This window comes from Variovorax rhizosphaerae (genome assembly GCF_037889975.1).
GTDB lineage: Bacteria > Pseudomonadota > Gammaproteobacteria > Burkholderiales > Burkholderiaceae_C > Variovorax > Variovorax rhizosphaerae.
The window spans coordinates 253,657-279,485 of sequence record NZ_JBBKZT010000001.1 but is presented as its reverse complement, the minus strand read 5'-3'; the positions used below and the strand labels follow the sequence as shown (position 1 = coordinate 279,485).

At 65.6% G+C, this 25,829-nt stretch carries 22 protein-coding genes and 1 pseudogene; 15 read left to right on the top strand and 8 right to left on the bottom strand.

Going from position 1 to position 25,829, the window contains the following annotated elements; all coding sequences use genetic code 11:
* Positions 1–249 precede the first annotated feature (249 nt).
* Both WKW82_RS01215 and WKW82_RS01210 read left to right on the top strand, forming a co-directional pair.
* Entirely contained in the window at positions 250–831 is a 582-nt protein-coding gene (locus WKW82_RS01215; protein WP_340340429.1) for a GAF domain-containing protein, read from the top strand.
* Positions 832–1,334: 503 nt separating this feature from the next.
* On the top strand, positions 1,335–2,660 hold the full coding sequence (locus WKW82_RS01210) for a hypothetical protein (RefSeq protein WP_340340428.1): 1,326 nt from the start codon (positions 1,335–1,337) through the stop codon (positions 2,658–2,660).
* A 229-nt stretch (positions 2,661–2,889) separates the two neighbouring features.
* Here WKW82_RS01210 and WKW82_RS01205 read toward each other — a convergent pair whose 3' ends face one another.
* From WKW82_RS01205 to WKW82_RS01195, 3 genes are read right to left on the bottom strand one after another with little or no spacing between them, the layout of a single operon-like run.
* Positions 2,890–4,755 (bottom strand): IlvD/Edd family dehydratase, encoded by a 1,866-nt coding sequence (locus WKW82_RS01205; RefSeq protein WP_340340427.1) that lies wholly within the window; start codon positions 4,753–4,755, stop codon positions 2,890–2,892.
* Positions 4,755–5,771 carry a D-erythronate dehydrogenase gene (denD, locus tag WKW82_RS01200; protein ID WP_340340426.1) on the bottom strand — a complete coding sequence of 339 codons (1,017 nt, stop codon included), beginning with the start codon at positions 5,769–5,771 and terminating at the stop codon, positions 4,755–4,757. Before denD ends, WKW82_RS01205 begins: the two co-directional genes overlap by 1 nt.
* Positions 5,768–6,550 (bottom strand): FadR/GntR family transcriptional regulator, encoded by a 783-nt coding sequence (locus tag WKW82_RS01195; protein ID WP_340340425.1) that lies wholly within the window; start codon positions 6,548–6,550, stop codon positions 5,768–5,770. The genes denD and WKW82_RS01195 overlap by 4 nt, the downstream gene beginning before the upstream one ends.
* A 188-nt stretch (positions 6,551–6,738) precedes the next feature.
* On the opposite strand from WKW82_RS01195, the gene WKW82_RS01190 reads away from it, so the two are divergent.
* From WKW82_RS01190 to WKW82_RS01165, 6 genes and pseudogenes are all read left to right on the top strand, one after another.
* The gene (locus WKW82_RS01190) at positions 6,739–7,812 is read left to right on the top strand and encodes an ABC transporter ATP-binding protein (RefSeq protein ID WP_340340424.1); all 1,074 of its coding nucleotides are present in this window, start codon (positions 6,739–6,741) and stop codon (positions 7,810–7,812) included.
* A 49-nt stretch (positions 7,813–7,861) separates the two neighbouring features.
* Entirely contained in the window at positions 7,862–9,193 is a 1,332-nt protein-coding gene (locus WKW82_RS01185) for an ABC transporter substrate-binding protein (RefSeq protein ID WP_340340423.1), read from the top strand.
* A 302-nt stretch (positions 9,194–9,495) separates the two neighbouring features.
* Entirely contained in the window at positions 9,496–10,404 is a 909-nt protein-coding gene (locus WKW82_RS01180) for a carbohydrate ABC transporter permease (RefSeq protein ID WP_422823387.1), read from the top strand.
* Positions 10,401–11,279 carry a carbohydrate ABC transporter permease gene (locus WKW82_RS01175; RefSeq protein WP_340340422.1) on the top strand — a complete coding sequence of 293 codons (879 nt, stop codon included), beginning with the start codon at positions 10,401–10,403 and terminating at the stop codon, positions 11,277–11,279. Before WKW82_RS01180 ends, WKW82_RS01175 begins: the two co-directional genes overlap by 4 nt.
* A gap of 94 nt (positions 11,280–11,373) precedes the next feature.
* A pseudogene (locus tag WKW82_RS01170) lies at positions 11,374–12,441 on the top strand (phosphotransferase enzyme family protein).
* A gap of 68 nt (positions 12,442–12,509) precedes the next feature.
* Positions 12,510–12,851: a DUF6176 family protein gene (locus WKW82_RS01165; RefSeq protein WP_340340421.1), complete on the top strand. Its 342-nt coding sequence runs from the start codon at positions 12,510–12,512 to the stop codon at positions 12,849–12,851.
* 38 nt (positions 12,852–12,889) lie between these two features.
* On the opposite strand, the gene WKW82_RS01160 is transcribed toward WKW82_RS01165, so the two are convergent.
* Complete coding sequence (locus WKW82_RS01160) at positions 12,890–13,204, bottom strand: hypothetical protein (protein WP_340340420.1); 315 nt, start codon at positions 13,202–13,204, stop codon at positions 12,890–12,892.
* A gap of 157 nt (positions 13,205–13,361) precedes the next feature.
* Here WKW82_RS01160 and WKW82_RS01155 point away from each other — a divergent pair, with 157 nt between their 5' ends.
* Positions 13,362–13,682: a hypothetical protein gene (locus WKW82_RS01155; RefSeq protein WP_340340419.1), complete on the top strand. Its 321-nt coding sequence runs from the start codon at positions 13,362–13,364 to the stop codon at positions 13,680–13,682.
* A 148-nt stretch (positions 13,683–13,830) separates the two neighbouring features.
* Here WKW82_RS01155 and dbpA read toward each other — a convergent pair whose 3' ends face one another.
* The 3 genes from dbpA to WKW82_RS40585 form a co-directional block, all read right to left on the bottom strand.
* Positions 13,831–15,216: an ATP-dependent RNA helicase DbpA gene (gene dbpA / locus WKW82_RS01150; protein ID WP_340340418.1), complete on the bottom strand. Its 1,386-nt coding sequence runs from the start codon at positions 15,214–15,216 to the stop codon at positions 13,831–13,833.
* A 325-nt stretch (positions 15,217–15,541) separates the two neighbouring features.
* Positions 15,542–15,808 carry a translation initiation factor IF-1 gene (gene infA, locus WKW82_RS01145; RefSeq protein ID WP_340340417.1) on the bottom strand — a complete coding sequence of 89 codons (267 nt, stop codon included), beginning with the start codon at positions 15,806–15,808 and terminating at the stop codon, positions 15,542–15,544.
* 57 nt (positions 15,809–15,865) lie between these two features.
* The gene (locus WKW82_RS40585) at positions 15,866–16,111 is read right to left on the bottom strand and encodes a hypothetical protein (RefSeq protein WP_422823398.1); all 246 of its coding nucleotides are present in this window, start codon (positions 16,109–16,111) and stop codon (positions 15,866–15,868) included.
* A 494-nt stretch (positions 16,112–16,605) separates the two neighbouring features.
* Here WKW82_RS40585 and WKW82_RS01135 point away from each other — a divergent pair, with 494 nt between their 5' ends.
* The 3 genes from WKW82_RS01135 to phaZ all read left to right on the top strand — a co-directional run bounded on the left by WKW82_RS01135 (position 16,606) and on the right by phaZ (position 20,736).
* Positions 16,606–17,493 carry a gamma-glutamyl-gamma-aminobutyrate hydrolase family protein gene (locus tag WKW82_RS01135; RefSeq protein WP_340340415.1) on the top strand — a complete coding sequence of 296 codons (888 nt, stop codon included), beginning with the start codon at positions 16,606–16,608 and terminating at the stop codon, positions 17,491–17,493.
* A gap of 331 nt (positions 17,494–17,824) precedes the next feature.
* On the top strand, positions 17,825–19,786 hold the full coding sequence (locus WKW82_RS01130) for an alpha/beta fold hydrolase (protein WP_340340414.1): 1,962 nt from the start codon (positions 17,825–17,827) through the stop codon (positions 19,784–19,786).
* Between the two features lie 143 nt (positions 19,787–19,929).
* Positions 19,930–20,736 carry a poly(3-hydroxyalkanoate) depolymerase gene (phaZ, locus tag WKW82_RS01125; protein ID WP_340340413.1) on the top strand — a complete coding sequence of 269 codons (807 nt, stop codon included), beginning with the start codon at positions 19,930–19,932 and terminating at the stop codon, positions 20,734–20,736.
* A gap of 267 nt (positions 20,737–21,003) precedes the next feature.
* Here phaZ and WKW82_RS01120 read toward each other — a convergent pair whose 3' ends face one another.
* Positions 21,004–23,964, bottom strand: coding sequence for a DNA topoisomerase III (locus tag WKW82_RS01120; RefSeq protein ID WP_340340412.1), 2,961 nt, complete (start codon positions 23,962–23,964; stop codon positions 21,004–21,006).
* Positions 23,965–24,053: 89 nt separating this feature from the next.
* On the opposite strand from WKW82_RS01120, the gene WKW82_RS01115 reads away from it, so the two are divergent.
* From WKW82_RS01115 to WKW82_RS01105, 3 genes are read left to right on the top strand one after another with little or no spacing between them, the layout of a single operon-like run.
* Positions 24,054–24,722 carry an SET domain-containing protein gene (locus tag WKW82_RS01115; RefSeq protein ID WP_340340411.1) on the top strand — a complete coding sequence of 223 codons (669 nt, stop codon included), beginning with the start codon at positions 24,054–24,056 and terminating at the stop codon, positions 24,720–24,722.
* Positions 24,723–24,778: 56 nt separating this feature from the next.
* Complete coding sequence (locus tag WKW82_RS01110; protein WP_340340913.1) at positions 24,779–25,528, top strand: biotin--[acetyl-CoA-carboxylase] ligase; 750 nt, start codon at positions 24,779–24,781, stop codon at positions 25,526–25,528.
* Positions 25,525–25,827, top strand: a complete 303-nt coding sequence (locus WKW82_RS01105; protein WP_340340410.1) for a hypothetical protein — start codon at positions 25,525–25,527, stop codon at positions 25,825–25,827. Before WKW82_RS01110 ends, WKW82_RS01105 begins: the two co-directional genes overlap by 4 nt.
* The last annotated feature ends 2 nt before the right edge of the window (positions 25,828–25,829 follow it).

Genomic DNA, 25,829 nt, shown 5'->3' with positions numbered 1-25,829 from the left:
CCGCCACGGAAGGCCTGCGGTTGATGTCGTAGGCGAACATGCCTTTCCCGCAATTGCCATGCCTGCCGTGATGCCGTGTGCCGGGCGCATGGGGCCGGGATGCGCGACCCTGCGCACTTTTCGGGCCGTGCTTTTTGAAACGTACCCGCTCCGGATCGCGACTACATTCGGCCTCGGCAAACACCCTATCGAGGGAGGAAAGCAAGGGCTGGCTCAGTGTTTGCCATCGGTGGCCGGCCGCAGGAAATCATGTACGAATTCCATTCCGCAGACTATGCGCCCGATGCCTTCGAGGTCCGGGTTTCCGAATTGCTCGTGGCCACTGCCGAGGGCGGCGATGCGCTCATCTGCAGTGCCGTGACCGAGGTGCTGCAACTGTTGCGCGAGAAGCTCCACATGGACGTGGTGTTCGTCTCCGAGTTCGTCGACGGCCATCGCGTGTTCCGCCGCATCGAGGCCGATGCCGACAAACGCGTGTTCGAGGAAGGGCAGTCGCATCCGCTCGAATACACCTTCTGCCAGCGCGTCGTCGACGGCAGGCTGCCGCAAATGGTCAAGCACTGGGCCACCGACCCGGCCACGCAGGGCCTTCCCAAGCTGCCCTTCCCCCTCGGCAGCTACCTCAGCGTGCCGGTGGTGCTCGGCGATGGGCGCGTCTACGGCACGCTCTGCTGTTTCAGCTTCGCGGAGAACGAGGAGCTTTCGCAGCGCGACCTCAAGAAGCTGGAGATGACGGCGCAATTCACGGCTCGGCGCATCGACGAGGTGCGCATGCGCGAGGCGGCGAATGCGGCTCAATCCGCGACACTGCCGGCCCGGCGCGACCACTGACGCGGACTCGCCGCGCTGACGTCGGCCTCGGCGCCAGCCGTCGCACCTGACGCACGGCCACGCTTTCAGTTTTCCGTGGATCGCGAGATGGCGTGGCCCCGCGCGGTAAGGCGGTAGCGCTCAAAGACACGGCTCGCACGCTTGCTCTCGACAGTGTCATTCGCCTCGGTGAGGGCGTAACGTTGCCGCGGCCGTTGGCGATCCCAGCCATTGGAACGGCGCCTCATGGCTGCCAGCTCGATGGCCGTGTGGGGCGCGTTCGCCGGGCCGCCCGCCGTTGCCGGGACGGAGCGCGCGGGCCGCGGTCTTTCCGCGTGCTGGAGAGCACCGTGACATTTTTCCTGGACGCACATCGTTGGACAAGGAGCGCCGGCGCGAGCGGACCCTTGTGACTGTTGAAGTTGAAACTTATGTCATGAATGCGGGTGCGACGTGCCGGTGGTGGTATGTGCCTGTCAGGGACTTGTGACTAGTATCTATTTGTCACAAGGGGGTAGCAAGCGATGGCCGACGGAATTCAAAGCACATGGGGTAGCACCTGGAAGGCGCGAGAGCCCGGCTACGACCCGGTCATCGCACGGGCCCGCAAGGACTCGCACATTTCGCTGGCCGACAACCCCGCGAAGGATCGCCTCGACGAGCGCATCACCATGGTCATTCCCGACGTGCCCGGTGGCGTGATGGACTATGCCCACATGATGGCCGGGCACATGGGCAATGCACGCGTGCTGGTCTATCACAAGGACCTGAACGTCGATGGCGATTCCGTGCTGCTGCATATGAGCGGCTATGGCTACTCGCGCTATGGCGCCCCCCTGCACCTCCTGAACTGGGCCCGCCGCAACAAGCCGCGCATGAAGCGTTTCGGCGTGTTCATGCACGAGGCCTACGCCGTCAGCGACCGGATCACTTCGTCGGTGTACTGGGTCTGGCGGGCCCAGCGCTACATCGCCAGTCAACTGGCCAGGCGATCCGATTTCTGGATCTCGAACACGCATTACATCCACGACTGGCTCGAAACGCAGGCCGGTGACCTGCCGCATCTCTGGATGCCGATCTATTCGACCATCGGCGAGCTGGCCGAGTTGCCGGCTGTGCGCCAGAAGAAGCTGGTCGTCTTCGGCACAGCGCTCATGCGCGTCAATACCTGGCGCGCGGGCGGGGAGGCGTTGTTTCGCTGGGCCGCCGCCAGTGGTCTGGAGATCCATGACATCGGCTCCCCCATCGGCGATCCGGAAATCGCGGCCATGCTCAAGGCACGCGGCGTCATTGCCCATGGGCGGCTGCCCGCCGAGGCGGTGCAGAAACTGCTGACCGCCGCGACCTACGGCGTGGTCGCCTACTCACCGCACGACGTGGCCAAGAGCGGCATCTTCGGCGCCTACAGCGCGCACGGCGTGGTGCCGGTGTTGCTGTCCCCCAATACCGGCTCCCATGATGGCCTGGCGCCCGGTGTGCAGTACCTCGAGGGCATCCCCCTGGCCGAACCGGACCCCGTCGAGATGGCACGCATGTCGAGGGCAGCGTTCGATTGGTACCAAGGGCACAGCGTGGCCGCGAGCTGCGATGCGATCGAGGCCTTGTTTGGCCCTGCACACGGGGCAGAAGGCATCGTCAGAAGCGGGACGCGGCCCGCCCGAACCCAGGGCGAGCAGGGAAAAGTCCCCGTGCGGGTACCCCTCGAACTGGCTTTGTCGGACGGTCGGGGGCACCCCTTCGAAGGGATTCGGCGTTCCTTCGGCGCGCGGACCTGGGGGAGTGGCGCCATTTCCAACCACGGTTTCCCAAGGCACTGGCCACTCGAGGCGAGCGAGCATGGGGGCCTTTGAGCGGGCTGAGTTGCTTCGGTAGTCGATCTGGCCGTGCCGCCTCGATCCCTGCCGCGCGTGCGGGGCAATGGGCTTGCGCTGCAGGGCGCAGGACCCAGAGCCATCCCGAAGAATGTGCACCTGGGTCCGGACGGTCGCACACATTCGATGTCCGATGTGCGAGGTCGGTCCAATCCATCGCAAGCCTCTGCCATGCAGCCGCATAGAGGGCGGAGGCCCGCCCCCTGTCCTAGTGGTTGTCGCGCGGCACGCCGAAGGTCGCGTGAATGCGCTGGTACTTCACCGCCGGCTTCAGCACCATCCCTTCGGACAACTCCGCGACCACGCTGCGCTGGATCTCCTGCCATGGCGTCTGGCTCGGCGGGTACTTGTAGCCGCCGGCGGCGTCGAGCTTCTCGCGGCGCAGCTTCAGTTCCTCGTCGGACACCAGCATGTTGGCCGTGCGCTTCTTCAGGTCGATGCGCACGCGGTCGCCGGTCTGCACCAGCGCCAGATTGCCGCCGGTCGCGGCTTCCGGTGACGCATTCAGGATCGAGGGCGAGCCCGAGGTGCCCGACTGCCGCCCATCGCCGATGCAGGGCAGCGCGGTGACGCCCTTCTTCAGCAGGTAGTCCGGCGCGCGCATGTTCACCACTTCCGCCGCGCCCGGATAGCCGACCGGGCCCACGCCGCGCATGAACAACACGCTGTGCGCGTCGATCTTCATCTTCGGATCGTCGATCTTGTGGTGGTAGTCCTCCGGGCCGTCGAACACGATGGCCGTGCCTTCGAAGGCCATCGGGTCGTTCTCGTTTTCGAGGTAGCGCTTGCGGAACTCGTCGGTGATCACGCTGGTCTTCATGATCGCGGAGTCGAACAGGTTGCCCTTGAGGTTGAGGAAGCCGGCGTCCTTCTTCATCGGCTTGTTGTAGGCAAAGATCACCTTGCGGTCGCTGGTGAACTGGCCTTCGCAGTTGTCCTTCAAGGTCTTGCCATTGGCCGTCATCGCTGGCTTGATCTTGTCCTTGGCCACGAGTTCGGCGACCACCGCGGGCACGCCGCCGGCGCGATAGAAGTCCTCGCCAAGGTATTCGCCGGCCGGCTGCAGGTTGACCAGCAGCGGCACCTTGTAGCCGTGCTTTTCCCAATCGTCCGTCGTGAGCTCCACGCCGATGTGCCGCGCGATCGCGTTCAGGTGGATCGGCGCATTGGTCGAGCCGCCGATCGCCGAGTTCACGATGATTGCGTTCTCGAAGGCTTCGCGCGTGAGGATGTCGGAGGGCTTCAAGTCCTCGCGCACCATCTCGACGATGCGCTTGCCGGTCATGTAGGCCATCTCCTGACGGTCGCGGTACGGCGCCGGAATCGCGGCGCTGCCGGGCAGCGTGAGGCCCAGGGCCTCGGCCAGCGAGTTCATCGTCGAGGCCGTGCCCATGGTGTTGCAGTGGCCGGTCGACGGGGCCGACGAAGCGACCAGTTTCAGGAAGCCCTCGTAGCCGATCTCGCCCGCGGCCATCATCTCGCGCGCACGCCAGACGATGGTGCCCGAGCCGGTGCGTTCGCCGTTGAACCAGCCGTTGAGCATCGGGCCGGCGTTCAGCGCGATCGCCGGAATGTCGACCGTGGCCGCGGCCATGATCTGCGCAGGCGTCGTCTTGTCGCAGCCGGTGGTCAGCACCACGCCGTCGATCGGATAGCCATACAGGATCTCGACCAGCGAGAGGTATTGCAGGTTGCGGTCGAGCGAGGCAGTGGGGCGCTTGCAGGTCTCTTGAATGGGATGGATCGGGAATTCGAAGGCGATGCCGCCCGCGTCGCGGATGCCTTCCTTCACGCGGTCGGCCAGCACGATGTGATGGCGGTTGCACGGAGCGATGTCGGAGCCGGTCTGCGCGATGCCGATGATCGGCCGGCCCGATTGCAGCTCCTCGAAGCTGAGCCCGAAGTTCATGGTGCGCTCGATGTAGAGCGCAGTCATGTCCGCGTTGTTGGGGTTGTCGAACCAGGCTTGCGAGCGCAGGCCGGCGGGCTTGCCCTTGACGGCCTTGGCCTTCGAGGTCTTGGTGGCGCCCTTGGTGGTGGGCTTTGACTTCTTGTCGCTCTTGTCGGTTTTCATCAGTTCATTCCCTTCAGGGTTTCGTTCGCGTTAGGAAGCGCTGCGCAGTCGGCCACGTACTGCCGGATGATGTCGGCGAAGTTGTCATGCGGATGCAGGCCCAGTTTGCCCGCACGGGTGGCCGTCGCGCCAGTCGGCCAGTTGGCCACAATGCCCGCGATGCGCTCGTCGCGCTCGAAGCGCACCAGCCCGCGCACCTTGGCGCCGGCCACTTCCTCGAGGGCATCGAGCATGTCGCCGACGCGCACGTTGATCGACGGCAGGTTGAGTGCGAGCCGGCCCTGGAAGGCCTCGCGGCTGGCTTCATACACGGCGATCAGGCCATCGATGGTGCGGCCGGGCGAGGACATCGGATGCGACACGTCGGCCGACACCGGGCAGATCGATTCCACGCCCGCCAGCGGCTCGCGGATGATGCCGCTGAAGAAGGACGAGGCGGCGCCGTTGGGCCGGCCCGGACGCACCGTCACGGTCATCAGCCGCGCCGCGCGGCCGTCGACGAAACCCTTGCGCGTGTAATCGGCCACCAGGTGCTCGCAGATCAGCTTCTGCACGCCGTAGGACGTCTGCGGCGCGGGCAACGTGTCATCGGACACCAGCTTGGGCATGGGCACCGCCGCATCCGGACCGAACACCGCCACGGAGCTGGAGAACACCAGCCGCGGCACCTTGCCGCCGGCCGTGACGTTCGCGCGGATCGCATCGAGCAGCGCGCGCGTGCTGTCGAGGTTGGAGCGCATGCCCAGGTCGAAGTCGAGCTCGCACTCGCCCGACACGGCGGACGCCAGGTGGAAGATGCCATCGAAGGACTCGGTGCGCAGCGCATCCGTCTGTGTCAGCAGCGGGCCGGTGCGGGCCTCCACGCGCGCGTCGGCCAGCAGGTCGGCCGGTGGTGGCGCGATGTCGGTCAGCACGATGCGGTCGACGGTCTGCCCGGCCAGCGTGCCACGCTGCAGCAGCGTGCGCGCAAGCCGGGCGCCGACGAAGCCGCCGCCGCCGGTGATCATGATCTTCATGGGGTCTCCTTGAGTTGATGGGTTGCCTTGACGGCGGCCTGCCGGCGTCGGCCATGGATGATTCCGCCTTCCACGAGCCGTTGCTCGCCCCGGATCAGGTGTTCGTTCGCATGGTGGCGCGCAGCCACCGGGTCGCGTGCCGCAATGGCCTCGTAGATGGCCCGGTGTTCGGCCTGCACGGCCACCATGAAGTCGGCGCGACGGGCCTCATTGCCGCGCGTGATGCGCATGCCCTCGCGCAAATATTGCTCGAGGAAGCCAAGCAGCAGGCGGAACTGCGGATTGCCGGTCGCCTCGCCGATGACCCGATGGAACTCAAGGTCTTCCGCCACGCCGTCGTGCCCCGCGGCCACCGCATCGTCGATGCCCTTGAGCGCACGGCGCAAGGCGGCGATTTGCGCGCGCGTCGCGCGCTCGGCGGCCAGTGCGGCGATCTCGCCTTCCAGCACGCGCCGCACTTCCACCACGTGAACCACCGACTGCACCGAATCGAGCACCGCGGGGTCGAACACCAGCGGCTGGTTGACCGGACGCTGCGCAACGAACACGCCCGAGCCCTGGCGCGATTGCACCAGCGCGCGGGATTTGAGCTGGTGCACCGCCTCGCGCACCACCGTGCGCGACACGCCATGCGCGAGGGCGAGTTGCTGCTCGGTCGGCAGCCGGTCGCCAGGGCGCAACTGGCCGGCATCGATCTGCGCGCCCAGACGGGCAGCCAGCCGGTCTGACAGGCGATCGACGGTGAGCGGGGGAGGGGCGGAAAGAGCGGAGTTCCGCATGGGGGCGGAGGAGCAGGTCGTAGTTATCTGGTCATCATACAAATTTCCGGGGGTAAATGCGTAACGGTTTGCCCTGATGGCGCTCACAGGGCGCGCCGCCAATACTCCGCGGCTGCGAAACGGTTAACCGTTAGACACGATTGACCAGGACCTCTGAACAGGCCCTCCCAACCCACAGGACGCATTGAATGGCCAGTGTCACGATCCAGGCGGTGAAGAAGAACTTCGGGGATGTGCCCATCCTTCACGGCGTGGACATCGACATCCAGGACGGCTCCTTCACGGTGCTGGTGGGGCCTTCGGGCTGCGGCAAGTCGACGCTGCTGCGCATGATCGCAGGGCTGGAGCAGATCAATGGTGGCGAGATCCGCATCGGCGACAAGCGCGTCAACGACCTGCCGCCCAAAGAGCGCGACATCGCGATGGTCTTCCAGAACTACGCGCTCTATCCGCACATGACCGTGCGCGACAACATGGCCTTCGCGCTGGCGCTGGCCAAGACCGACAAGCCGACCATCGAATCCAAGGTCAAGCGCGCCGCCGAGATCCTCGCGCTCACGCCGCTGCTGGAGCGCTATCCGCGCCAGCTCTCCGGCGGCCAGCGCCAGCGCGTGGCCATGGGCCGCGCCATCGTGCGCGACCCTCAGGTGTTCCTGTTCGACGAGCCCTTGTCCAACCTCGACGCCAAGCTCCGCGTCGCCATGCGCAGCGAGATCAAGGAACTGCACCAGCGCCTGAAGACCACCTCGATCTACGTCACGCACGACCAGATCGAGGCCATGACCATGGGCGACAAGATCGTCGTCATGCGCGACGGCCGCATCGAGCAGACCGGCAGCCCGCTGGACCTCTACGACAACCCGGCCAACCAGTTCGTGGCCGGCTTCATCGGCTCGCCCGCAATGAACTTCCTGCCCGGCACCCTGCGCCGCAACGGCAGCGGCGCCTACGTGGAACTCAACGACGGCACGCGGCTCGACGCGCCGGTGCACGCGGGCGGCAGCGACGGCCAACCCGTGGTCTATGGCACGCGACCGGAACATTTGTCGCTCGCGGAATCGGGCGGCATCCCGTCGCAGGTGGTGGTGATGGAGCCGACGGGCATGGACACCTTCGTCGCCTGCCGGCATGAAGGCGCCGACCTCTCCGCCGTGTTCCGCGAGCGCTACGACTTCGCACCCGGCAGCACGATCCTGCTGCAGCCCGACCTTCAGCGCGCGCATTTGTTCGACGCAAGCAATGGCCAACGCCTCGTTGCCTGACCCACAGCTTTCACCGACCGGCCCGTTCAACCCCCAGGAGACGACATCCATGAGTGACTTCAACAACCGCCGCAAGATCCTCAAAGGCTCCGCCGGCTTCGCAGCCGCTGCCACGGTCGGCACCGGCTCCATCCTGTTCTCCTCGCTGGCGCAGGCGCAGAACATCACCTTCAAGCCGGAGAAGGGCGCCAAGCTGCGCGTGCTGCGCTGGAGCCGCTTCGTGCAGGGCGACATCGACGCCTACATGGCCAACGTCAAGAAGTTCCAGGACGCCACCGGTATCGAGGTCCGCGTGGACAACGAAGGCTGGGAAGACGTGCGCCCCAAGGCCGCGGTGGCCGCCAACACCGGCGCCGGCCCGGACATCATCCTGTCCACCAACGACGATGCCAACCTCTATCCGGACAAACTGCTCGACTGCACCGATCTGGCCGAATACCTCGGCAAGAAATACGGCGGCTGGTATCCGGCTGCCGAAGCCTTCATGCGCCCCGACGGCAAGAAGTGGCTGGGCCTCCCGCTCGGCGCCTCGGGCTCCCTCATGGTGTATCGCGAAAGCATGGTCAAGGCCGCTGGCTTCGACACCTTCCCGAAGAACACCGACGACTTCCTGAAGATGTACAAGGCCCTCAAGGAAAAGGGCACGCCCGGCGGCATGGCGCTCGGTAACGCGACCGGCGACAGCACCTGGACCAACTGGCTGATCTGGGCCTTCGGCGGCAAGCTGGTCGACAAGAACAACAAGGTCGTCATCGACAGCCCAGAGACCCTGAAGGCGCTGGAGTACTCGAAGGAGCTCTACGCCAACTTCATCCCCGGTACGCTTTCGTGGCTGGACCCGAACAACAACAAGGCCTTCCTCGACGGCCAGATCGCCGTCACCAACAACGGCATCTCGGTCTACTACGCCGCCAAGAATTCGCCGGACCCGAAGGTCAAGGAAATGGCCGCGGACATCAACCATGCCGTCTTCCCGGTGGGCCCGGTGGGCACGCCGACGGAATCGCACCTGTTCTTCAACCAGATGATCATGAAGTACACCAAGTACCCGCAGGCCTCGAAGGAGTTCCTGCGTTTCATGATGGAGAAGGAGCAGTTCGACGCCTGGCTGCAAGGCGCCGGCGGCTACGTGGCGCAACCATTGCGTGCCTACGAAGCCAATTCGATCTGGACCTCCGACCCCAAGAACACGCCGTACCGCGACTCGGTCAAGAACCTGCGCCCGGCCGGCTACGACGGCAAGCTGGGCTATGCCTCGGCCGGCGCGGCGGCGGACTTCATCATCCCGAACATGGTGGCGGAAGCCGCGAGCGGGGCGAAGACGCCGAAGGAAGCCGCCGAGCGCGCCCAGAAGCGCGCCGAGCGCTACTACAAGGTCTGAGAAGGCGTGAATATTTCTACTGCGACCACCGATCTCGGGCCTGCGGGGTTGGCTCCGGCATGACAAGCGCTACGCGCAATTGTCAGCCTCGCCGCAACTGCGTTGGCGCCGCACGAGAGTGCGGCTCCGCTCCTCAAGCCGAGCTCGGCGCCCTCGCTGCGAAATCTTCACACCTTTTGCGCGGCAACTCCCAAGCTGCGCCGCTTGTCTCGCCGGGGGCAACACCAGCGGCGCAGCAAAGCTGGTTCCGCGCTGCTTCTTGAAAAAGAGTGGGTGATCGCAGTGACGTTCAACGAGGCTTCATGACCCTGATTCAGCGAATCCAGAACAGTCGCAACGCCCTCGGCTTCATGTTCATGTTGCCGGCGGCCTTGCTGCTGCTGGTGTTCCTGACCTATCCGCTCGGCCTGGGCACCTGGCTCGGCTTTACCGACACCAAGGTGGGCCGGGCCGGCGAATGGATCGGGCTGGAGAACTACGAGTTCCTCTGGGGCGACGCCGTCACGCGGCTGGCCCTGTTCAACACGCTCTTCTACACGGCGGTGGCGAGCGTGTTCAAGTTCCTGCTGGGCCTGTGGCTGGCGCTGCTGCTCAACAAGAACATCCGCTTCAAGACCTTCTTCCGCGCCGTCATCCTGCTGCCCTACATCGTGCCGACCGCGCTGTCCGCGATTGCCTTCTGGTGGATCTACGACTCGCAGTTCTCGATCATCAGCTGGGCGCTGGTGAAGATGGGGCTCATCGACACCTACATCGACTTCCTCGGCTCGCCGTGGAACGCGCGCATCGCGGTCATCATCGCCAACGTCTGGCGCGGCGTGCCCTTCGTCGCGATCACGTTGCTGGCCGGCCTGCAGACCATCTCGCCCTCGTACTACGAAGCCTCGGCCATCGACGGCGCCACGCCGTGGCAGCAGTTCCGCCATGTGACGATGCCGCTGCTGACGCCGATCATCGCGGTGGTCATGACCTTCTCGGTGCTCTTCACCTTCACCGACTTCCAGCTCATCTACGTCATCACGCGCGGCGGCCCGCTGAATGCGACGCACCTGATGGCCACGCTGTCCTTCCAGCGCGCGATCTCGGGCGGTGCGCTCGGTGAAGGCGCCGCCATCGCCATCGCGATGGTGCCCTTCCTGCTGGCCTGCGTGATGTTCAGCTTCTTCGGCCTGCAGCGTCGCGCATGGCAACAAGGGGGTTCCGACAAATGAGCGCCAACCCGGGCCAGGTCGACACCGTCGGCATGAGCTTCCTCGACTCGCTGCCGCGCAAGGTGGTGACGGTGTACCTGCCGCTGGTCGTATTCCTGATCGTGCTGCTGTTCCCGTTCTACTGGATGGCCATCACCTCGGTGAAGCCCGAGCCGGAACTGCTCTCGCGCGAAGGCAACCCGTTCTGGGTGATCCATCCGACGCTCGCGCACTTCCACAAGCTGCTGTTCGAGACCTCGTACCCGCAATGGCTGTGGAACACGGTGCTGGTGTCGGTGGTGTCGACCTTTGCTTCACTGGCAGCCTCGGTGTTCGCCGCCTATGCCATCGAGCGGCTGCGCTTCAAGGGCGCGAAGCACGTGGGCCTGTCGATCTTCCTGGCCTACCTTGTGCCGCCCTCGATCCTGTTCATTCCGTTGGCCAACGTGGTGTTCAACCTCGGCCTGTTCGACACGCGCTGGGCGCTGATCCTCACCTACCCGACCTTCCTGATCCCCTTCTGCACCTGGCTGCTCATGGGCTATTTCCGCTCCATCCCGGCCGAACTGGAGGAGTGCGCGCTGATCGACGGCGCCAACCGCTGGCAGATCCTCGTCAAGATCGTGCTGCCGCTGGCGGTGCCGGGACTGATCTCGGCCGGCATCTTCGCGTTCACGTTGTCTTGGAACGAGTTCATCTATGCGCTGACCTTCATCTCGTCTTCCGAGGTGAAGACCTTGCCGGTCGGCGTGGTGACGGAACTGGTGCAGGGCGATGTCTACCAGTGGGGGCCGCTGATGGCCGGTGCCTTGCTGGGCTCCCTGCCGGTGGCCTTCATCTATTCGTTCTTCGTCGAGTACTACGTGTCGGGGATGACGGGGTCGGTCAAGGAGTAGCGTCCGCACTTGCTGGCGCCACGATGCGCAGGTCGTGCCTGGCCGCGAGCGGGGCAGAATCGCCGGCCGCCCGCCCGCAAACTGCCGAAGCCGAATGACCGACCTGCCCATCGCTGCGCCGCCGCCCCCTCCAGCGTCTTCGCAACCGCAATCGCAAGCGCCTGCAAACGCCGTCTACTCCACGCCTTCCAGCGCGGCCATCGCACAGGCCGTGGCGCGGCACTGGCCATTGCTTGGCCCGATCGAAAATTGCCGCCTGCTGCGGCGCGGGTTCAATGACGTCTATGCGGTGCGCTTCGGGGATGGCATCCAGCGTGTGGCGCGCTTGAGCGCGAGGCGCGCTCGCGGCCCGGCCAACGTCGACTTCGAAGCGGCGCTGCTGTTGCACTTGCGGGGCGCGGGCGCCGCCGTCGCGGCCAGCCTGCCCACGCATACCAGCGCCAATTCGGCCGAGTTGCTGGCGCCGGAAGGCATCCGCACGCTGATGCTGTTCGACTTCCTGCCCGGCGAACCGCCCGGCGACATGCTGCCCGACATCGAAGCGACCGGCCGCGACCTCGCCCGCATCCACATCGCCGGCCAGCACTACTGCGGCCCGCCCAGCCTGTATTAAATCGGCCTGCCGCATCTGCTGGACCAGCCACTGCGCTGGCTGCTCGCCGCCCCGACGCTGGACGCAAGCCTGCGCGCAGCGTTCACCGCCATCGGCGAGCGGCTGAGCGCGCGCATCGGCAGCTACGCGCTGCTGCCCCAAGGCGCATGCCACGGCGACGCGCACGCCAGCAACATGCATCTCGCCGATGGTCCTGAAGGCTCGCGCATCGCCTCCTTCTTCGACTTCGACGACGCAGGGCCGGGCAGCCTGGTCTACGACCTGTCCACCTGGCTCTGGAGCCTGCTGCTGCGGGCAGGCCCGGCCGGTCTGGACGCTCCTGCGCTGGAGCGATGGCACCGCTTCCTGCACGGCTACCGCAGCGTTCGCTTCATCGACGCGCCGGAGTTCGACGCCATTGCCCGCTTCGTCCCCCTGCGCCACGTCTGGTTCATGGGCGAATACGCAGGCCGCATGGCCGAATGGGGCACGCAGACGATGTCGGCTTCGTGGCTGCGCAGGCAAGTCGACCAGATGATCGCCTGGGAGTCGTTGCAGACACCGGCTTGACGTGGAACACTGCACCGAGAATGCACAGGGAGCCACGGCCCAAGCGGCCCAACGCAGCGATGCACTCCATGAATTCGACCCATGTCCCTGTCTGCGCCCGGATCCGCCTGAAGAACGGCGCGGTGCCCCGCGTGCGCGAATGGGCGGCCCACATGTCGGCGCACCGTGCCGACGCATTGCAGCGTCTGGTCGCGGAAGGCGTGTCGATCGAATCGGTGTTCCTGGACATCACGACCGATGGCGAATTCCTCGTCTACTACATGCGCGCCGCCTCGCATGAGGAAGCCCACCGGGTCGCCGCGCAATCCGCGGCCGAACTCGACCGCTATCACAAGGACTTCCAGCGGCAAGCCTGGGGTGCCGCGCAACGGCTCGAACTGGTGCTGGACCTTCGCCGCGACGCAGGGTGACGCAGGCGTCGCCCGGCGCTTGAAGGTCCGGTGCCTGCCTATGCGTCCGCAAACTGCGGGCAGCGCCAGTTCAGCAACTCCGCCAGCCGCCGCACGGTCCACGTTGCCTCCGCCGCGGACACCCCCGACTCCGCCGTGAGCAGCCCGTCGCGGCAGCGGTGCAGGATTTCGTCCTCCGAGGGTACGGCGACGTGATGCAGGCGCTGCGCCTGCTCGATGAGCAGCGTCGCCAGGTCCTCGCACAGCTCGTAGCGCGCCCGCACGATGCCGATCGGCTCGCTCAGCCGCTGGCGCGCGTCCGCGTAGATGGCAAGGAAAGACGCGGGAACCTCGATCTGGTTGTCGTCCGACATAGGGCCTTCAGAGTGAACCGAACAAAAGTTGCAGAGGCGCAAGTGGACCGCCCTGCGCCGGGAGAGCGATCCACGCTGCCGTTTTCGGTGAAATCGCACGAACAGTCGCAGCCGGCGAGGCGGCTTCATGGAGGCGTGACTTTGTGCACTGCCGCAATTGCAACTCTCGCTTACAAATGAAGTCTACAGTTTTCATTTTGAAAGAATTACCTTGGTTGCGAATGGCATTGCATTGATCGTGGAGGAACCCGCCCCCGGTCAGTTCTATTGGGTCTTGGAAGCGCAGCAAATCCGCGCTGCCCGGGAGGCTCGATTGGACCGGGCGGCACGCCCGATGCCGAGTTACGGGCTGGCTGTGATGGCAGGCATTGCCGCGCTCGAACAGCGCGCCGGCGTGGCTTCATCAGGTCGCCAGGGCAGGCTCTCCGAGCATGCTGTCATGAATTTCGGCCCGACCACCATCGCCGGAACAATCTAGCCCGGAGTGCTTGCTTTCGTGCGTGACTCCCTGCCCCGGACAACATCAAGGGCCCATCAAAGCCAGTTGTATGGTGGCTGGAAGGGATGCGGCGCCCTTGTTCGAGGTGCGCGCATGAAGCGATGCTGCGAGTCGGCCAGGCGCAGCATCAAAGCAAGCGCACCTTCACGCTCTTGCCCTTGACCCGTCCGCTGGACAGCTTCTGCAGCGCCTGCTCCGCGATGCGCCGATCCACCGCAACATAGGTCGAAAACTCGTTCACGTTGATCTTGCCGACCTGCTCCCGCGTGAAACCGGCCTCGCCGGTGAGCGCGCCCAGCACGTCGCCGGCGCGGATCTTCTCCTTGCGCCCGCCGACGATCTGCAGCGTGGCCATCGGCGGCTGCAACGGACCGCCGCCCGCCGGCGTGAGGCTGGAAAGTGCCTGCCAGTCCGATTCGCGGCCCTGCAACTGCTCGATCTTCCCGACGTAGCCCATTTCGTCCATGCTGGCCAGGTTCAGCGCCAGGCCTTCGGCATCGCCGCGGCCCGTGCGACCGATGCGGTGGATGTGCAACTCCGGATCGGGCGTCACGTCGACGTTGATCACCGCCTCGAGCTGCGCGATGTCGAGCCCGCGCGAGGCCACGTCGGTCGCCACCAGCACCGAGCAGCTCCGGTTGGCGAACTGCACGAGCACCTGGTCGCGCTCGCGCTGCTCAAGTTCGCCGAATAGCGCCATCGCGCTGAAGCCCTGCGCCTGCAGCACCTCGACCAGGTCGCGGCATTGCTGCTTGGTGTTGCAGAAGGCCAGCGTGCTCTCGGGCTGGTAGTGGTTCAGCAGCAGGCTCACCGCATGCAGCCGCTCGCTTTCCTTGACCTGCCACCAGAGTTGGCGGATCTTGCCGGCCTCGTGCTGGGCCTGCACCGTCACCTGCTGCGGCGCCTTCATGAACTGCTGGCTGAGCTTCGCGATGCCTTCGGGGTAGGTGGCCGAGAACAGCAGCGTCTGGCGGTTGGCGGGGCACTGGCGCGCCACCTTGGCGATGTCGTCGAAGAAGCCCATGTCCAGCATGCGATCGGCTTCGTCGAGCACCAGCGTGTTGAGCGCCGCCAAGTCGAGGTTGCCGCGCTCCAGATGGTCCATGATGCGGCCCGGCGTGCCGACCACGACGTGCGCGCCGTGCTCCAGGCTGGCTGTCTGCCCGCGCAGCGCGACGCCGCCGCAGAGCGTCACCACCTTGATGTTCTCCTCGGCCCGCGCGAGGCGGCGGATCTCGGTCGTCACCTGGTCGGCCAACTCGCGCGTCGGGCACAGCACCATCGCCTGCACGGCGAAGCGGCGCGCGTTCAGGTTGGCCAGCAGCGCGAGCGCGAAGGCTGCGGTCTTGCCGCTGCCGGTCTTGGCTTGCGCGATCAGGTCCTTGCCGAGCAACGCCAGCGGCAGCGCAGCCGCCTGGATCGGCGTCATGCGCGTGTAGCCGAGCTGCGTGAGGTTGGCCAGCGCCTGGGGGGAAAGCGGCAGCGTGCCGAAGTCGTTTGTGTCTGTCGTCATGATCGAGCGGAGTGTGGGGTCAAGGCGGGCGCGAGAGCGCCACCCTTGGGCCGGCGCAGCGTCATGGCGGGAAACAACACGCTGCAGGAAATGAAACCCGTGGCGAGGCTCTGAAGGCGCCGATGGCGCGCGCCCTCCACGGGACTTGTTTAGAGCCTCACTTGCCTGCGCGCGGCGAATCACGGCGGCGCGTTCGAGAGGGTGCTTCGGGCAAAGAAAAAGGCCCCCGGCACCCGTGCTGCTTGCGCAGAAGCTATCCGTGGACAGCAACGGGAGCCCGGAGGCCGAGTCACACAGTCGCCGGCGAGGATGCCGGCGGCAGGCGTCAGCGACGGGGAGTCGAAGGATTCGACGGCGGCATCGGGCCGCGACCATTCAGGTGGCGGAAGGTGATGCGGCCCTTGGTCAAATCGTAGGGCGACAGCTCCAGCGACACCTTGTCACCCGCCAGGATGCGGATGTGATGCTTGCGCATCTTGCCGCCGCTGTAGGCGATGAGTTGATGCCCGTTGTCGAGCGTGACGCGATAGCGCGAATCGGGCAGCACCTCGGTGACTGCGCCGTTCATTTCAATCAGTTCTTCCTTGGCCATGTATGTTTTACCTCTGCGTGATTATCGTGAATTGTGCTGAAAAAGGCTTACCCCGTGTCACGTCACTACAACGCGCGACATGCTGCGTTCGCGCACCCAGCCCAGGCCTTGTTCGGTGGCGTAGCTGTGCGCCTGCGCGTGGCTGTCGAAGCGCGGCGTGAAGCGCATCACGCGGTCGTGCGTGCCCCGGCCCTGGCCGGATCGAATCGAGACGGAGGCGGCGAAATCGCCGTCGACGGTGTGCCGGATCAGCGGCGAGATAAGGTACTTGCCCACTGCGACAGTGGTGTGAATGAGATCCATGAATTGCAATGCCCGATGGCCACGCTCTGCGTGACGCACCCTGAAAAATGTTTGAAAACGGCGCGCGGCGCTGCCGACGAAAGGTCGGCCGACAAGGCGCGAAATTCGCTTTACAAGACAGAAGGCAGTGGTGGCAATCATGGGCGCCCGATCTGGCGCTCCAACGCACTGTGTGGGCCGGCTTCAGGAAGTCTGAGGCCCGTACATGCGGGCCAACCGGCGGTATGACGAAAAGTGCTTCGTCGTGTCAGCGAACCCTCAATTATAGCCTGATGGGCACAAGTGTTGCTTGAAGAATTGGCCCACCCCCGCAGCGCCTGCGGCGCACCCCCTTCAAGGAGGCGCACCCAACGGACCGTCCGCGGGTGCCCACGAATGGGCCTCGCTGCCTCACCCCCAACCCTCAAGCGTCAGGGGGACGCGACAGGCGGTTCGCCATCCGCGGAGTGAGTGGGCACAATGAACTTCCTTGCCTCTGGAGGTATCGACCCGCCATGCCCAAGACTGTTGCCGGCCGCCTCAAGATCGGCCTCTCCGCCTGTTTCCAGCATGCGGACCCCACGCGCTCGCTGTTCACCAACAAGACGCTGCAGTACGTGGAGCAGTCGATTGCGCACTGGCTGATGTCGGCCGGCGCGATGGTGGTCATGGTGCCCTGCCCGACCGGCGAGACCGCGCGTGGCGACACGCGGCTGTCGCACTACGCCGAGTGGCTCGACGGCGTCGTCATGCATGGTGGCGCCGACGTGTGGCCTGGCAGCTATGGCGAGACGCCGCTCAAGGAAGCCTGGATCGGCGACCGCATCCGCGACCTCTATGACCTCGCCCTGGTCGAGGCCTTCGAGCAGGTCGGCAAGCCCATCTTCGGCGTGTGCCGCGGCCTGCAACTCATCAATGTGGCCTTCGGTGGCACGCTCTACCAGGACATCGAGACCCAGCATGCCGGGGCGCTCACGCACCGCGATCCGGTGAGCTATGACAAGAACTACCACGATCTGGTGCTGGTCGAGGGCACGCGGCTGGCCAGCATGTACCCCGGCGTGACGCACACGCGCGTCAACAGCATCCACCACCAGGGCATCAAGGACCTGGCGCCCGGCTTCGAGATCGAGGCCTGGAGCTATCCGGACCATGTGCCTGAAGCCATTCGCCGCACCACCACGCGCGGTGGCCACGGCTACATCGCGGCCACCCAGTGGCATCCGGAGTTCCATGGCGCGGGCAGCGTGATCACGACGGTCGATGACACGCCCATCCTCGACGACTTCCTCGCCGCATGCGCTGCCGGAAGGCGCCAGCCGCAGCGCTGGCGCCACCGCATGCCGGGGCAGATTCGCGACCGCGCCGCCCGGCTGCTGCGACAGGCGCTGCTGCGCCGATAGCGCCACGCAGACGCCTTGGCGACACCCGGTGGCGGCGCCATGGAACGTTGGTGGTACATGCGTGGTCAGCTTTCGCGAAGACGGGGCGCCGAAACGGTCTGTTCTCTCGAATTGAACGTCATCGTCGGGCGTTCAGGGACCATCGCGCTTGTTTGAGTGGCATAGTGCTTGTCTTGATCGGCACGGGCGCACGCGCGCCCGGGCGACAATGGAATCCGTCGTGGACCAGGGCAATGGAAGTCGGCTGACCACGATGGTCGATATGGTGGAGATCGAAGGTGAGGCCGACCCGCCTTGATCGCCGGGACGCTGGAAGTTTGGCAAGGGCGACATGATCGACCAGGCCGAATCGAAGGCATTGAACGCAGCGCAAAGCGCGGAGAACTCGATGAGCGAAGAGACAACCCCGAAGAAGCAGGCAGCGGCAACCAAGCGTGCGAAAGCCGCCGCCACTGCCCCAGTCAAGAAGGCAGCAGCCAGGAAGACTGCACCCGCCAAGCCCGCGGGCAAGGCCGTTGCCAAGGCGGTCAAGAAGGCGCCAGTGGCAGGCAAGTCAGCCACCCCCAAGCTCGCGACGAAAGCAAAAGCCGCCGTCACCAGCGAGGGGAGCGACACCGCCGGCCTGGTCAAGGGCCTGGCCGACGATGCGGCCAGCAACACCCTCGCAGTCAACCCGCTGATGGGCTTGCGTTTCGAAGATCTCGGCGAAGGCGTCAAGGCCTTCTTCGACTCGGCCGTCAAGCAACCCATGAAGGCGGTGCAGCACTGGTCGACCTATGCGCTCGAATTGAGCAAGGTCCTGACCGGCGACGCCACCGAGCCCTATCCCAAGGACAAGCGCTTCACCGATCCCGCCTGGCGCAACAGCGCCGTGCTCAAGCGCCTGTTGCAGGCGCACGCGGCCACGGGCAGCGTCATCAACAACTACCTCGACTCGGTCAACCTGGATCCGCGCGCCAAGGCGCGTGCCCAACTGGTTGCTTCCATCTACATCGATGCCATCGCGCCCAGCAATACGCTGATCAACCCGGCCGCCCTCAAGAAGGCCAAGGAGACGCGCGGGCAAAGCCTGGTCAAGGGCATGAAGAACCTGGTGGGCGACATGCGCAACAACGGCGGCCTGCCGTCGTCGGTCGACAAGTCGAAGTTCGAGCTCGGCAAGAACCTCTGCCTGACGCCGGGCCAGGTGGTCTTCAAGAGCGACGTGCTCGAACTGATCCAGTACAAGCCACAGACCGCCGAGGTCTTCCAGCGCCCGCTCGTGATCTGCCCGCCGCAGGTCAACAAGTTCTACGCGATGGACTTGTCGCCCGAGAAGAGCCTGGTCAAGTTCGTCGTCGAGCAAGGCGTGCAGGTCTTCTGCGTGAGCTGGTTCAACCCTGGCGAAAAGCAGCGCGACTGGAACATGTCGAGCTACGTCAAGGCGCTCGACGAGGCCGTCGATGTCGCACGCGAGATCACGGGGAGCCCGGACATCACCCTTTGGGGCGCGTGCTCGGGCGGCATGACCGCTGCCTCCTACGTGGGCTGGCTTGCCGCCACCGGCCAGGACAAGGTGCACAACGTGGTGAGCCCGGTCTGCACGCTCGACCCCGAGAACGTGTCGGACACCAGCATGGGCCTGTTCATCACGCCCGAGAGCATCGCCGCCATCAAGGCCTCCACCAAGGCCCGCGGCTATGTCGACGGCGAGGCACTGGCGCGCGTGTTCGCATGGCTGCGGCCCAATGACCTGATCTGGAACTACTGGGTCAACAACTACCTGCTCGGCAACGATCCACCGGCCTTCGACATCCTCTACTGGAATGCCGACACCACCCGTCTGCCGGCCGGCTTTCATGCCGACCTGCTGGACATCATGCAAGACAGCCCTTTCATCAACGCCGGCAAGTTCAAGGTGCTGGGCGAGTCCATCGACATGAAGAAGGTGAAGGTCGACGCATACATCGTGGCCGGCATCACCGACCACATCACGCCCTGGAAGTCGTGCTACCCGACCGCGCGCATCTACGGGGACAAGAGCACCTTCACGCTGGTCAACGCCGGCCATCTGCAGAGCCTGCTCAATCCACCCGGCGCGGCCAAGTCCTTCTTCCTGACCGGTCAGGTCGGCGGGCCGGACCCCGAGGCATGGTCCGCGGGTGCATCGCGCATCGACGGAAGCTGGTGGCCGCACTGGATGAGCTGGATGCACGCGCGTTCCGGCGACAAGGTGCCCGCACCTGCCAAGCTCGGCAGTGCGAAGAACAAGCCGGGCGTTGCTGCGCCGGGCGAATACGTCATGCAAAAGTGAGCGGCGTCGTCATGCGCCTTTGCGCGCCGCTGCGCCTCGCGAACTGGGCTGAATCATTCATGGGCACCGCCAAGAAAACCACGACCGGGGTCGCTGCGCCTCAAGATCGACTCAAGGACGCGCAATTCGACCCTGAGTCGGGCATGCACGTCGGTACCCTGACGATCGGCGACCAGTTGCTGCGCGTGGGCATCCGGCCCGGCGCGCGCGTCGCGGGGGCCCTCACCGGCACGCCGTTGCTGCTGTTCAACGGCATCGGTGCCAATCTTGAATTGGTCAGCCCCTTCGTGGCCAAGCTCGGCGACACCGAGGCCGTGATCTTCGACGTGCCCGGCGCGGGCAAGTCGCCTGCGCCGAAGGCGCCGTATCGGCTGTTCATGATGGCGCGACTCGCGGCGAAGGTGCTGGACGAACTGGGCTACGACCAGGTCGACGTGCTTGGCGTGTCCTGGGGCGGCGGGCTGGCGCAGCAGTTCACCCTCCAGTTCCCGGCGCGTGTGCGGCGGCTGGTGCTCGCGGCGACGAGCATGGGCGGTGCGACCATGGTGCCCGGCAAGCCCAGCGTGCTCTGGAAGATGGCCAATCCGAAGCGCTACCTGGAAAAGGGCTACATGAAGCGCATCGCGCCCGACATCTACGGCGGCTTGATGCGCAAGGACCCGGACGCGATCAAGCTCTTCACCGACCATGCGCGCGGCGGCGACCGCGCGGGCTATCGCTACCAGTTGCTGGCCATTGCCGGCTGGAGCAGCCTGCCCTTCCTGTGGCGCATCCACCATCCGACCCTGGTGATGGCGGGCAGCGACGATCCGCTGGTGCCGTTGGTCAACGCCCGTTTGCAGGCCTCGCTGATGCGCAATGCCAAGCTGCACATCGTGGATGACGGGCACCTGTTCCTGATGAACAAGGCGAGCGAGGTGGCGCCGGTGGTTCGCGAGTTCCTGCGGTAGCGCAACGAAGCTGCTCCCAATGAAAAACGGGCCCCGATCATTTGCGATCGGGGCCCGTTTTTTCTTGAGCGGCCCGGCGTCAGAAGGTGTGAAGCTTTCGCAGCGAGGGCGCCAGCCGACGGACCGGTTCGCAGAGCGGAACCGCACTCCGGTGCGGTGGCAACGAAGTTGCGGCAGAGGCTGACAACTGCGCGAGGCGCTTGTCATGCCGGAGCCAAGACTGCAGGCCCGGGATCGGTGGCAGCCGTAGAAAGATTCGCACCTTCTTCAGTCGGTCGAGAGGTGCTTGCCCACGATGCCGGCCAGTTCGAACATCGTCACCTGGTCCTTGCCGAAGACCGGCTTCAGCTTGGCATCGGCATTGATCGCGCGCTTGTTGGTCGCATCCTGCAGGCCATTGGCCTTGATGTAGTCCCACAGCTTCTTGATGACCTCAGTGCGCGCCACGGGTTCGGCGCCGATCACCGCGGCCAGTTCGCTGCTGGGCTTGAGGCCGGTGCCGGCCTTGCGGGGGGCCGCTGGTGCGGCCGCCTTCTTGGCGGCGGGCTTCTTTGCGGCAGGCGCTTTCTTCGCAGCGGCCGGCTTCGACGCAGCCGTGGCCGCCTTCGCAGGCGCTGCCTTGCCGAAGGTCTTGCGCGGCGGGAACTTGCTGGCGCGTGGCTCGAACTCGAAGGTCACCTTGCCTTCATCCTTGTTCCAGGTCAGGAAGGCCTTGAACGCGCGGCGCGTGCGCATCGACACGAACTTGTCGAGCAGATCGGTCTTGCCGGTCGCCAGCAGCTTGTGGATCTGATCATGGTCGACCGGTTGCTGCAGGATGATCTTGCCGCTCTTGAAGGTGCAGCTCGGCGTCGGCTGCTCGTTGGTCGGCACCGACTTCTCGCAGACGTAGTTGCTGCCGGACTCGAACACCTTCGACGCGCAGATCGGGCAGGGGCCTAGCGAGGTCTGGCCGCTGAAGTCGATGATCTCGCCGCTCTCCTCGTTCTTGTCGTCGCCGAAGTCGAACTCCAGCTTCCAGTTGCTGGCTTCCTCGTCGAACTTGAGGATGATCTCCGAGGTGAAGGGCCAGCCCGCCTTGGACCGGAAGCCTTCCAGCGGGCCGATGTGGCGGTCGCGCAGCAGCGCCTCGGCCTCGGTCACTTCGAAGGTGCGGCCGGCCGGCGACTTGCCGAAGGAGAAGCCGCAGGCGTCCTCGCCGGTGCCGCTCTTGCCGGTGCAGGCATAGCGGCGGTAGTTCTCCTTCACGACGCCGCCGCAGTTGGGGCAGGGCGCCTGTAGCGTGGCGTAGTCGCCGGGGACGGTGTCGCGGTCGTACTCCTTCGCCTTCTTGACGATGTGCTCCGTCATCTTGGCGATCTCCTGCATGAAGGAGTCGCGGCTGAGCTTGCCGTGCTCCATCTGCGCGAGCTTGAATTCCCACTCGCCGGTGAGTTCCGCGCGCGAGAGTTCTTCCACGCCGAGGCCGCGCAGCAGGGTCATGAGCTGGAAGGCCTTGGCCGTCGGGATCAGCTCGCGGCCTTCGCGCAGCATGTACTTCTCGGCGATCAGGCCTTCGATGGTGGCCGCGCGCGTGGCCGGGGTGCCGAGGCCCTTCTCCTGCATGGCCTCGCGCAACTCGTCGTCGTCGATGGTCTTGCCGGCGCCCTCCATGGCGCCTAGCAGGGTGGCTTCGGAATAGCGCGCCGGCGGCCGCGTCTTCAGCCCCTTCATGTCAGCCGACTCGTTCTTCACGATCTCGCCCAGCTTCACCGGCACCAGGTTCTTGCCGTCCTTCTCGTCGTCGTCCGACACGGCTTCCTTGCCGTAGATGGCGAGCCAGCCCGGCTTGACCAGCACCTTGCCGTCGCTGCGGAACGGGTACTTCTTGCCATTGGTCTCGACCGTGCTGATGCGCGTGGTGACCTGGTATTCAGCGCTCGGGAAGAACACCGACAGGAAGCGGCGCACCACGAAGTCGTAGAGCCGCTGCTCGGCTTCGCTCAGGCCGCTGGGCGCCTGCAGCGTCGGGATGATGGCGAAGTGATCCGACACCTTGGCGTTGTCGAAGATGCGCTTGTTGGGCTTGACGTAGTTGCCGTCGACCGCCTGCTTGGCAAAGGGTGCGAGGTGCTTCATGCCGCTGTTGGCGAGCATGGCCATGGTGTTCTTCACCACCGGCAGGTAGTCCTCGGGCAGTGCGCGTGAATCGGTCCGCGGATAGGTCAGGGCCTTGTGGCGCTCGTACAGGCTTTGCGCCAGGGCCAGCGTGGTCTTGGCGCTGTAGCCGAAACGGCTGTTGGCCTCGCGCTGCAGCGAGGTCAGGTCGAACAGCATCGGCGAGGCCGAGGTCGTGGGCTTGCTTTCCTCGGTGACGGTGGCGGGCTTGCCGCGCGATGCGTCAGCGATCTCGCGCGCCTCGCGTTCGTTCCAGACGCGGTCGGCCCGCTGCTCGGCATCCGGCTCGCCGTTCGCGAGCAAGGGGGCGTTGGCCTTCTTCCAGTTGGCGTCGAACCACTTGCCGGGGTACACGCCCGCTTCGGCCGCGAAGGTCGCGTGGATTTCCCAGTAGTCGCGCGAGACGAACTTGCGGATCTGCTCCTCGCGCTCCACCACCACCGACAGCGTCGGGGTCTGCACGCGGCCGACGGTGGTCAGGAAGAAGCCACCGTCGCGCGAGTTGAAGGCGGTCATGGCGCGCGTGCCGTTGATGCCCACCAGCCAGTCGGCCTCGGAGCGCGAGCGTGCGGCGTCGGCCAGGCCCTGCATCTGCTTTTCGGTGCGCAGCGAGTCGAAGCCTTCGCGAATGGCCTGCGGCGTCATCGACTGCAGCCACAACCGCTTGACCGGCTTGCCCAGCGTCGACTTGCCGCCCGCGTATTGCTCGATCAGCCTGAAGATCAACTCACCCTCGCGGCCCGCGTCGCAGGCGTTGATGAGCTGCGTGACGTCCTTGCGCTTGGCCTGCTTCACGACGGCGTTCAGGCGCGTCTTGGTCTTGTCGACCGGCTTGAGGTCGAAGTGCGGCGGAATCACCGGCAGGTTGGCAAAGCTCCACTTGCCGCGCTTGACGTCGAATTCCTCGGGCGCCTGGATCTCCACCAGGTGGCCCACCGCGCTGGTCACGACGTAGTGTTCGTTCTCGAAATGCTCGTCGTGCTTGTCGAACTTGCCGGCCGTGGGCGTGAGCGCGCGAACGATGTCCTGCGCCACCGACGGTTTTTCTGCAATCACCAGAGTCTTGGTCATCTTTTCTCTCTATCTACAATCTGCCGCTTCTCGCGTGTGTACGCGCGCGCACGCATACGTGTGCATGTTCAAACTAACAGACTTCGGCGATGCCTTCCAAATCCCCTTTGAACCCAGGTCGTCGCATCCAGACGCGCCGCTCCGAAGTCCACGGCAACGGTGTTTTTGCCGTGCAGGACATTGCCGAGGGCGAGACCATCGTCGAATACAAGGGTGAGGTGATCAGCTGGAAGGAAGCGCTGCGCCGCCATCCGCATGACCCGGCGCAGCCGAACCATACCTTTTACTTCCATATCGACGACAAGCATGTCATCGACGGTAAGGTGAACGGCAACGCCGCCCGCTGGATCAACCATGCCTGCGCGCCCAATTGCGAGGCCGATGAACAGGACGGCCGCATCTTCATCAAGGCCTTGCGCGACATCGCGGCCGGCGAGGAACTCAACTACGACTACGGCCTGATCATCGACGAGGAGTACACGCCCGAGTTGCTGGCCGATTACCCGTGCTGGTGCGGCGCCGAGACATGTCGTGGCACCTTGTTGTCGCCCAAGGGGGACGACGAAGGTGCCAAGGCGGAGCCGGTCAAGAAGAAGAAAAAGAAGAAGGCCGAGAAAGCTGCCACGGCTGGCAGGGACGAGAAGACCGACAAGGCGGGCAAGAAGGCCAGGGTGGGCAAGGCGGACAAGCTGAAGGGACAGGGCAGGAAGGACAAGAAAGCCGTCGGAAAGTCCGGCAAGAAGGCTGACAAGTCGTGACGAATCCCTGGCCCGTCGCCGAACTTGACGCCCGGCTCGGCGCATTGGTGGCTGGCATGTCGGTCGAGTGGGTGCCCGAGATCGACTCGACCAACACCGAGCTCATGCGCCGCGCGCGTGCCGGCGATGCCGCGCCGGTGCTGCTGGTGACCGATCGCCAGACCGCGGGCCGCGGCCGGCTGGGACGGCCCTGGCAGAGCGCGAGCGATGCCGGGCCGGGCAGGCTCGACGAGTCGCTGACCTTTTCGCTCGGCCTTCCGCTGGCGCCTGTCGACTGGTCGGGCCTGTCGCTGGCGGTCGGCGCCAGCGTGGCCGACAGCCTTGATCCGACCGGCACGCAGCTCCGCCTCAAGTGGCCCAACGACCTGTGGACGGTGCAGGACCGTAAGCTCGGCGGCATCCTCATCGAGACCGCCATGCCACACGTTGCCGAGGCGCAGCGCTACGTGGTGATCGGCATCGGTATCAACATCGGGCCGCGTCCGGCCGAGGGATTGAGCACTGCGCCGGCCTGGCTTCAGGAATTCCGTCCCGATGCGACCGCGCCACATGCGCTGGCCGATATCGCGGCGCCGCTGGTGCGCAACGTGCTGCGCTTTGCCGCGCGAGGCTTCGCCCCATTCGCGCAGGACTTTGCCGCGCGCGATGCGCTGCGCGGGCGCGTGGTGAGCTTGAGCGACGGGACCATCGGCGCCTGCGAGGGCGTCGGTCCGGGTGGCGAGTTGCTCGTGCGCACGGCAGCCGGCCTTCAGTCGATCACGAGTTCGGAAGTCAGCGTGCGGCCGGCCGGCGAGGGGCAGGCATGAAGCCGGCGCGGTTGTTGCTCGCCACGCTGGTGGTGCTCAACCTGCTGTACTTCACTTGGACACAGGGCGGACTCGCGATGTTCGGCACGGCGCCCGCGTCGCTGTCGGAGCGCGAGCCGCAGCGAGTAACGCAGCAGGTCCGGCCTGCGGCCTTGCAGATTCGCAGGGAGTCGGACATGGCGGTGCCTGCGCCCGCCACAGCGGGATCGTCGTCCGAGCAAGCGCCATCGGCAACCCCGACCTCGCCCGCTGCGTCGAACGACCCATCCGCGCCCCACAGCGAACACGAAGGCCTCTGACA

Excerpts from the sequence above, each read along its gene's own strand:
- WKW82_RS01215 (WP_340340429.1), top strand. The coding sequence starts at position 250 with ATGTACGAATTCCATTCCGCAGACTATGCGCCCGATGCCTTCGAGGTC.
- WKW82_RS01210 (WP_340340428.1), top strand. The coding sequence starts at position 1,335 with ATGGCCGACGGAATTCAAAGCACATGGGGTAGCACCTGGAAGGCGCGA.
- WKW82_RS01205 (WP_340340427.1), bottom strand. The coding sequence starts at position 4,755 with ATGAAAACCGACAAGAGCGACAAGAAGTCAAAGCCCACCACCAAGGGC.
- denD (WP_340340426.1), bottom strand. The coding sequence starts at position 5,771 with ATGAAGATCATGATCACCGGCGGCGGCGGCTTCGTCGGCGCCCGGCTT.
- WKW82_RS01195 (WP_340340425.1), bottom strand. The coding sequence starts at position 6,550 with ATGCGGAACTCCGCTCTTTCCGCCCCTCCCCCGCTCACCGTCGATCGC.
- WKW82_RS01190 (WP_340340424.1), top strand. The coding sequence starts at position 6,739 with ATGGCCAGTGTCACGATCCAGGCGGTGAAGAAGAACTTCGGGGATGTG.
- WKW82_RS01185 (WP_340340423.1), top strand. The coding sequence starts at position 7,862 with ATGAGTGACTTCAACAACCGCCGCAAGATCCTCAAAGGCTCCGCCGGC.
- WKW82_RS01180 (WP_422823387.1), top strand. The coding sequence starts at position 9,496 with ATGACCCTGATTCAGCGAATCCAGAACAGTCGCAACGCCCTCGGCTTC.
- WKW82_RS01175 (WP_340340422.1), top strand. The coding sequence starts at position 10,401 with ATGAGCGCCAACCCGGGCCAGGTCGACACCGTCGGCATGAGCTTCCTC.
- WKW82_RS01165 (WP_340340421.1), top strand. The coding sequence starts at position 12,510 with ATGAATTCGACCCATGTCCCTGTCTGCGCCCGGATCCGCCTGAAGAAC.
- WKW82_RS01160 (WP_340340420.1), bottom strand. The coding sequence starts at position 13,204 with ATGTCGGACGACAACCAGATCGAGGTTCCCGCGTCTTTCCTTGCCATC.
- dbpA (WP_340340418.1), bottom strand. The coding sequence starts at position 15,216 with ATGACGACAGACACAAACGACTTCGGCACGCTGCCGCTTTCCCCCCAG.
- infA (WP_340340417.1), bottom strand. The coding sequence starts at position 15,808 with ATGGCCAAGGAAGAACTGATTGAAATGAACGGCGCAGTCACCGAGGTG.
- WKW82_RS40585 (WP_422823398.1), bottom strand. The coding sequence starts at position 16,111 with ATGGATCTCATTCACACCACTGTCGCAGTGGGCAAGTACCTTATCTCG.
- WKW82_RS01135 (WP_340340415.1), top strand. The coding sequence starts at position 16,606 with ATGCCCAAGACTGTTGCCGGCCGCCTCAAGATCGGCCTCTCCGCCTGT.
- WKW82_RS01130 (WP_340340414.1), top strand. The coding sequence starts at position 17,825 with ATGATCGACCAGGCCGAATCGAAGGCATTGAACGCAGCGCAAAGCGCG.
- phaZ (WP_340340413.1), top strand. The coding sequence starts at position 19,930 with ATGCACGTCGGTACCCTGACGATCGGCGACCAGTTGCTGCGCGTGGGC.
- WKW82_RS01120 (WP_340340412.1), bottom strand. The coding sequence starts at position 23,964 with ATGACCAAGACTCTGGTGATTGCAGAAAAACCGTCGGTGGCGCAGGAC.
- WKW82_RS01115 (WP_340340411.1), top strand. The coding sequence starts at position 24,054 with ATGCCTTCCAAATCCCCTTTGAACCCAGGTCGTCGCATCCAGACGCGC.
- WKW82_RS01110 (WP_340340913.1), top strand. The coding sequence starts at position 24,779 with ATGTCGGTCGAGTGGGTGCCCGAGATCGACTCGACCAACACCGAGCTC.
- WKW82_RS01105 (WP_340340410.1), top strand. The coding sequence starts at position 25,525 with ATGAAGCCGGCGCGGTTGTTGCTCGCCACGCTGGTGGTGCTCAACCTG.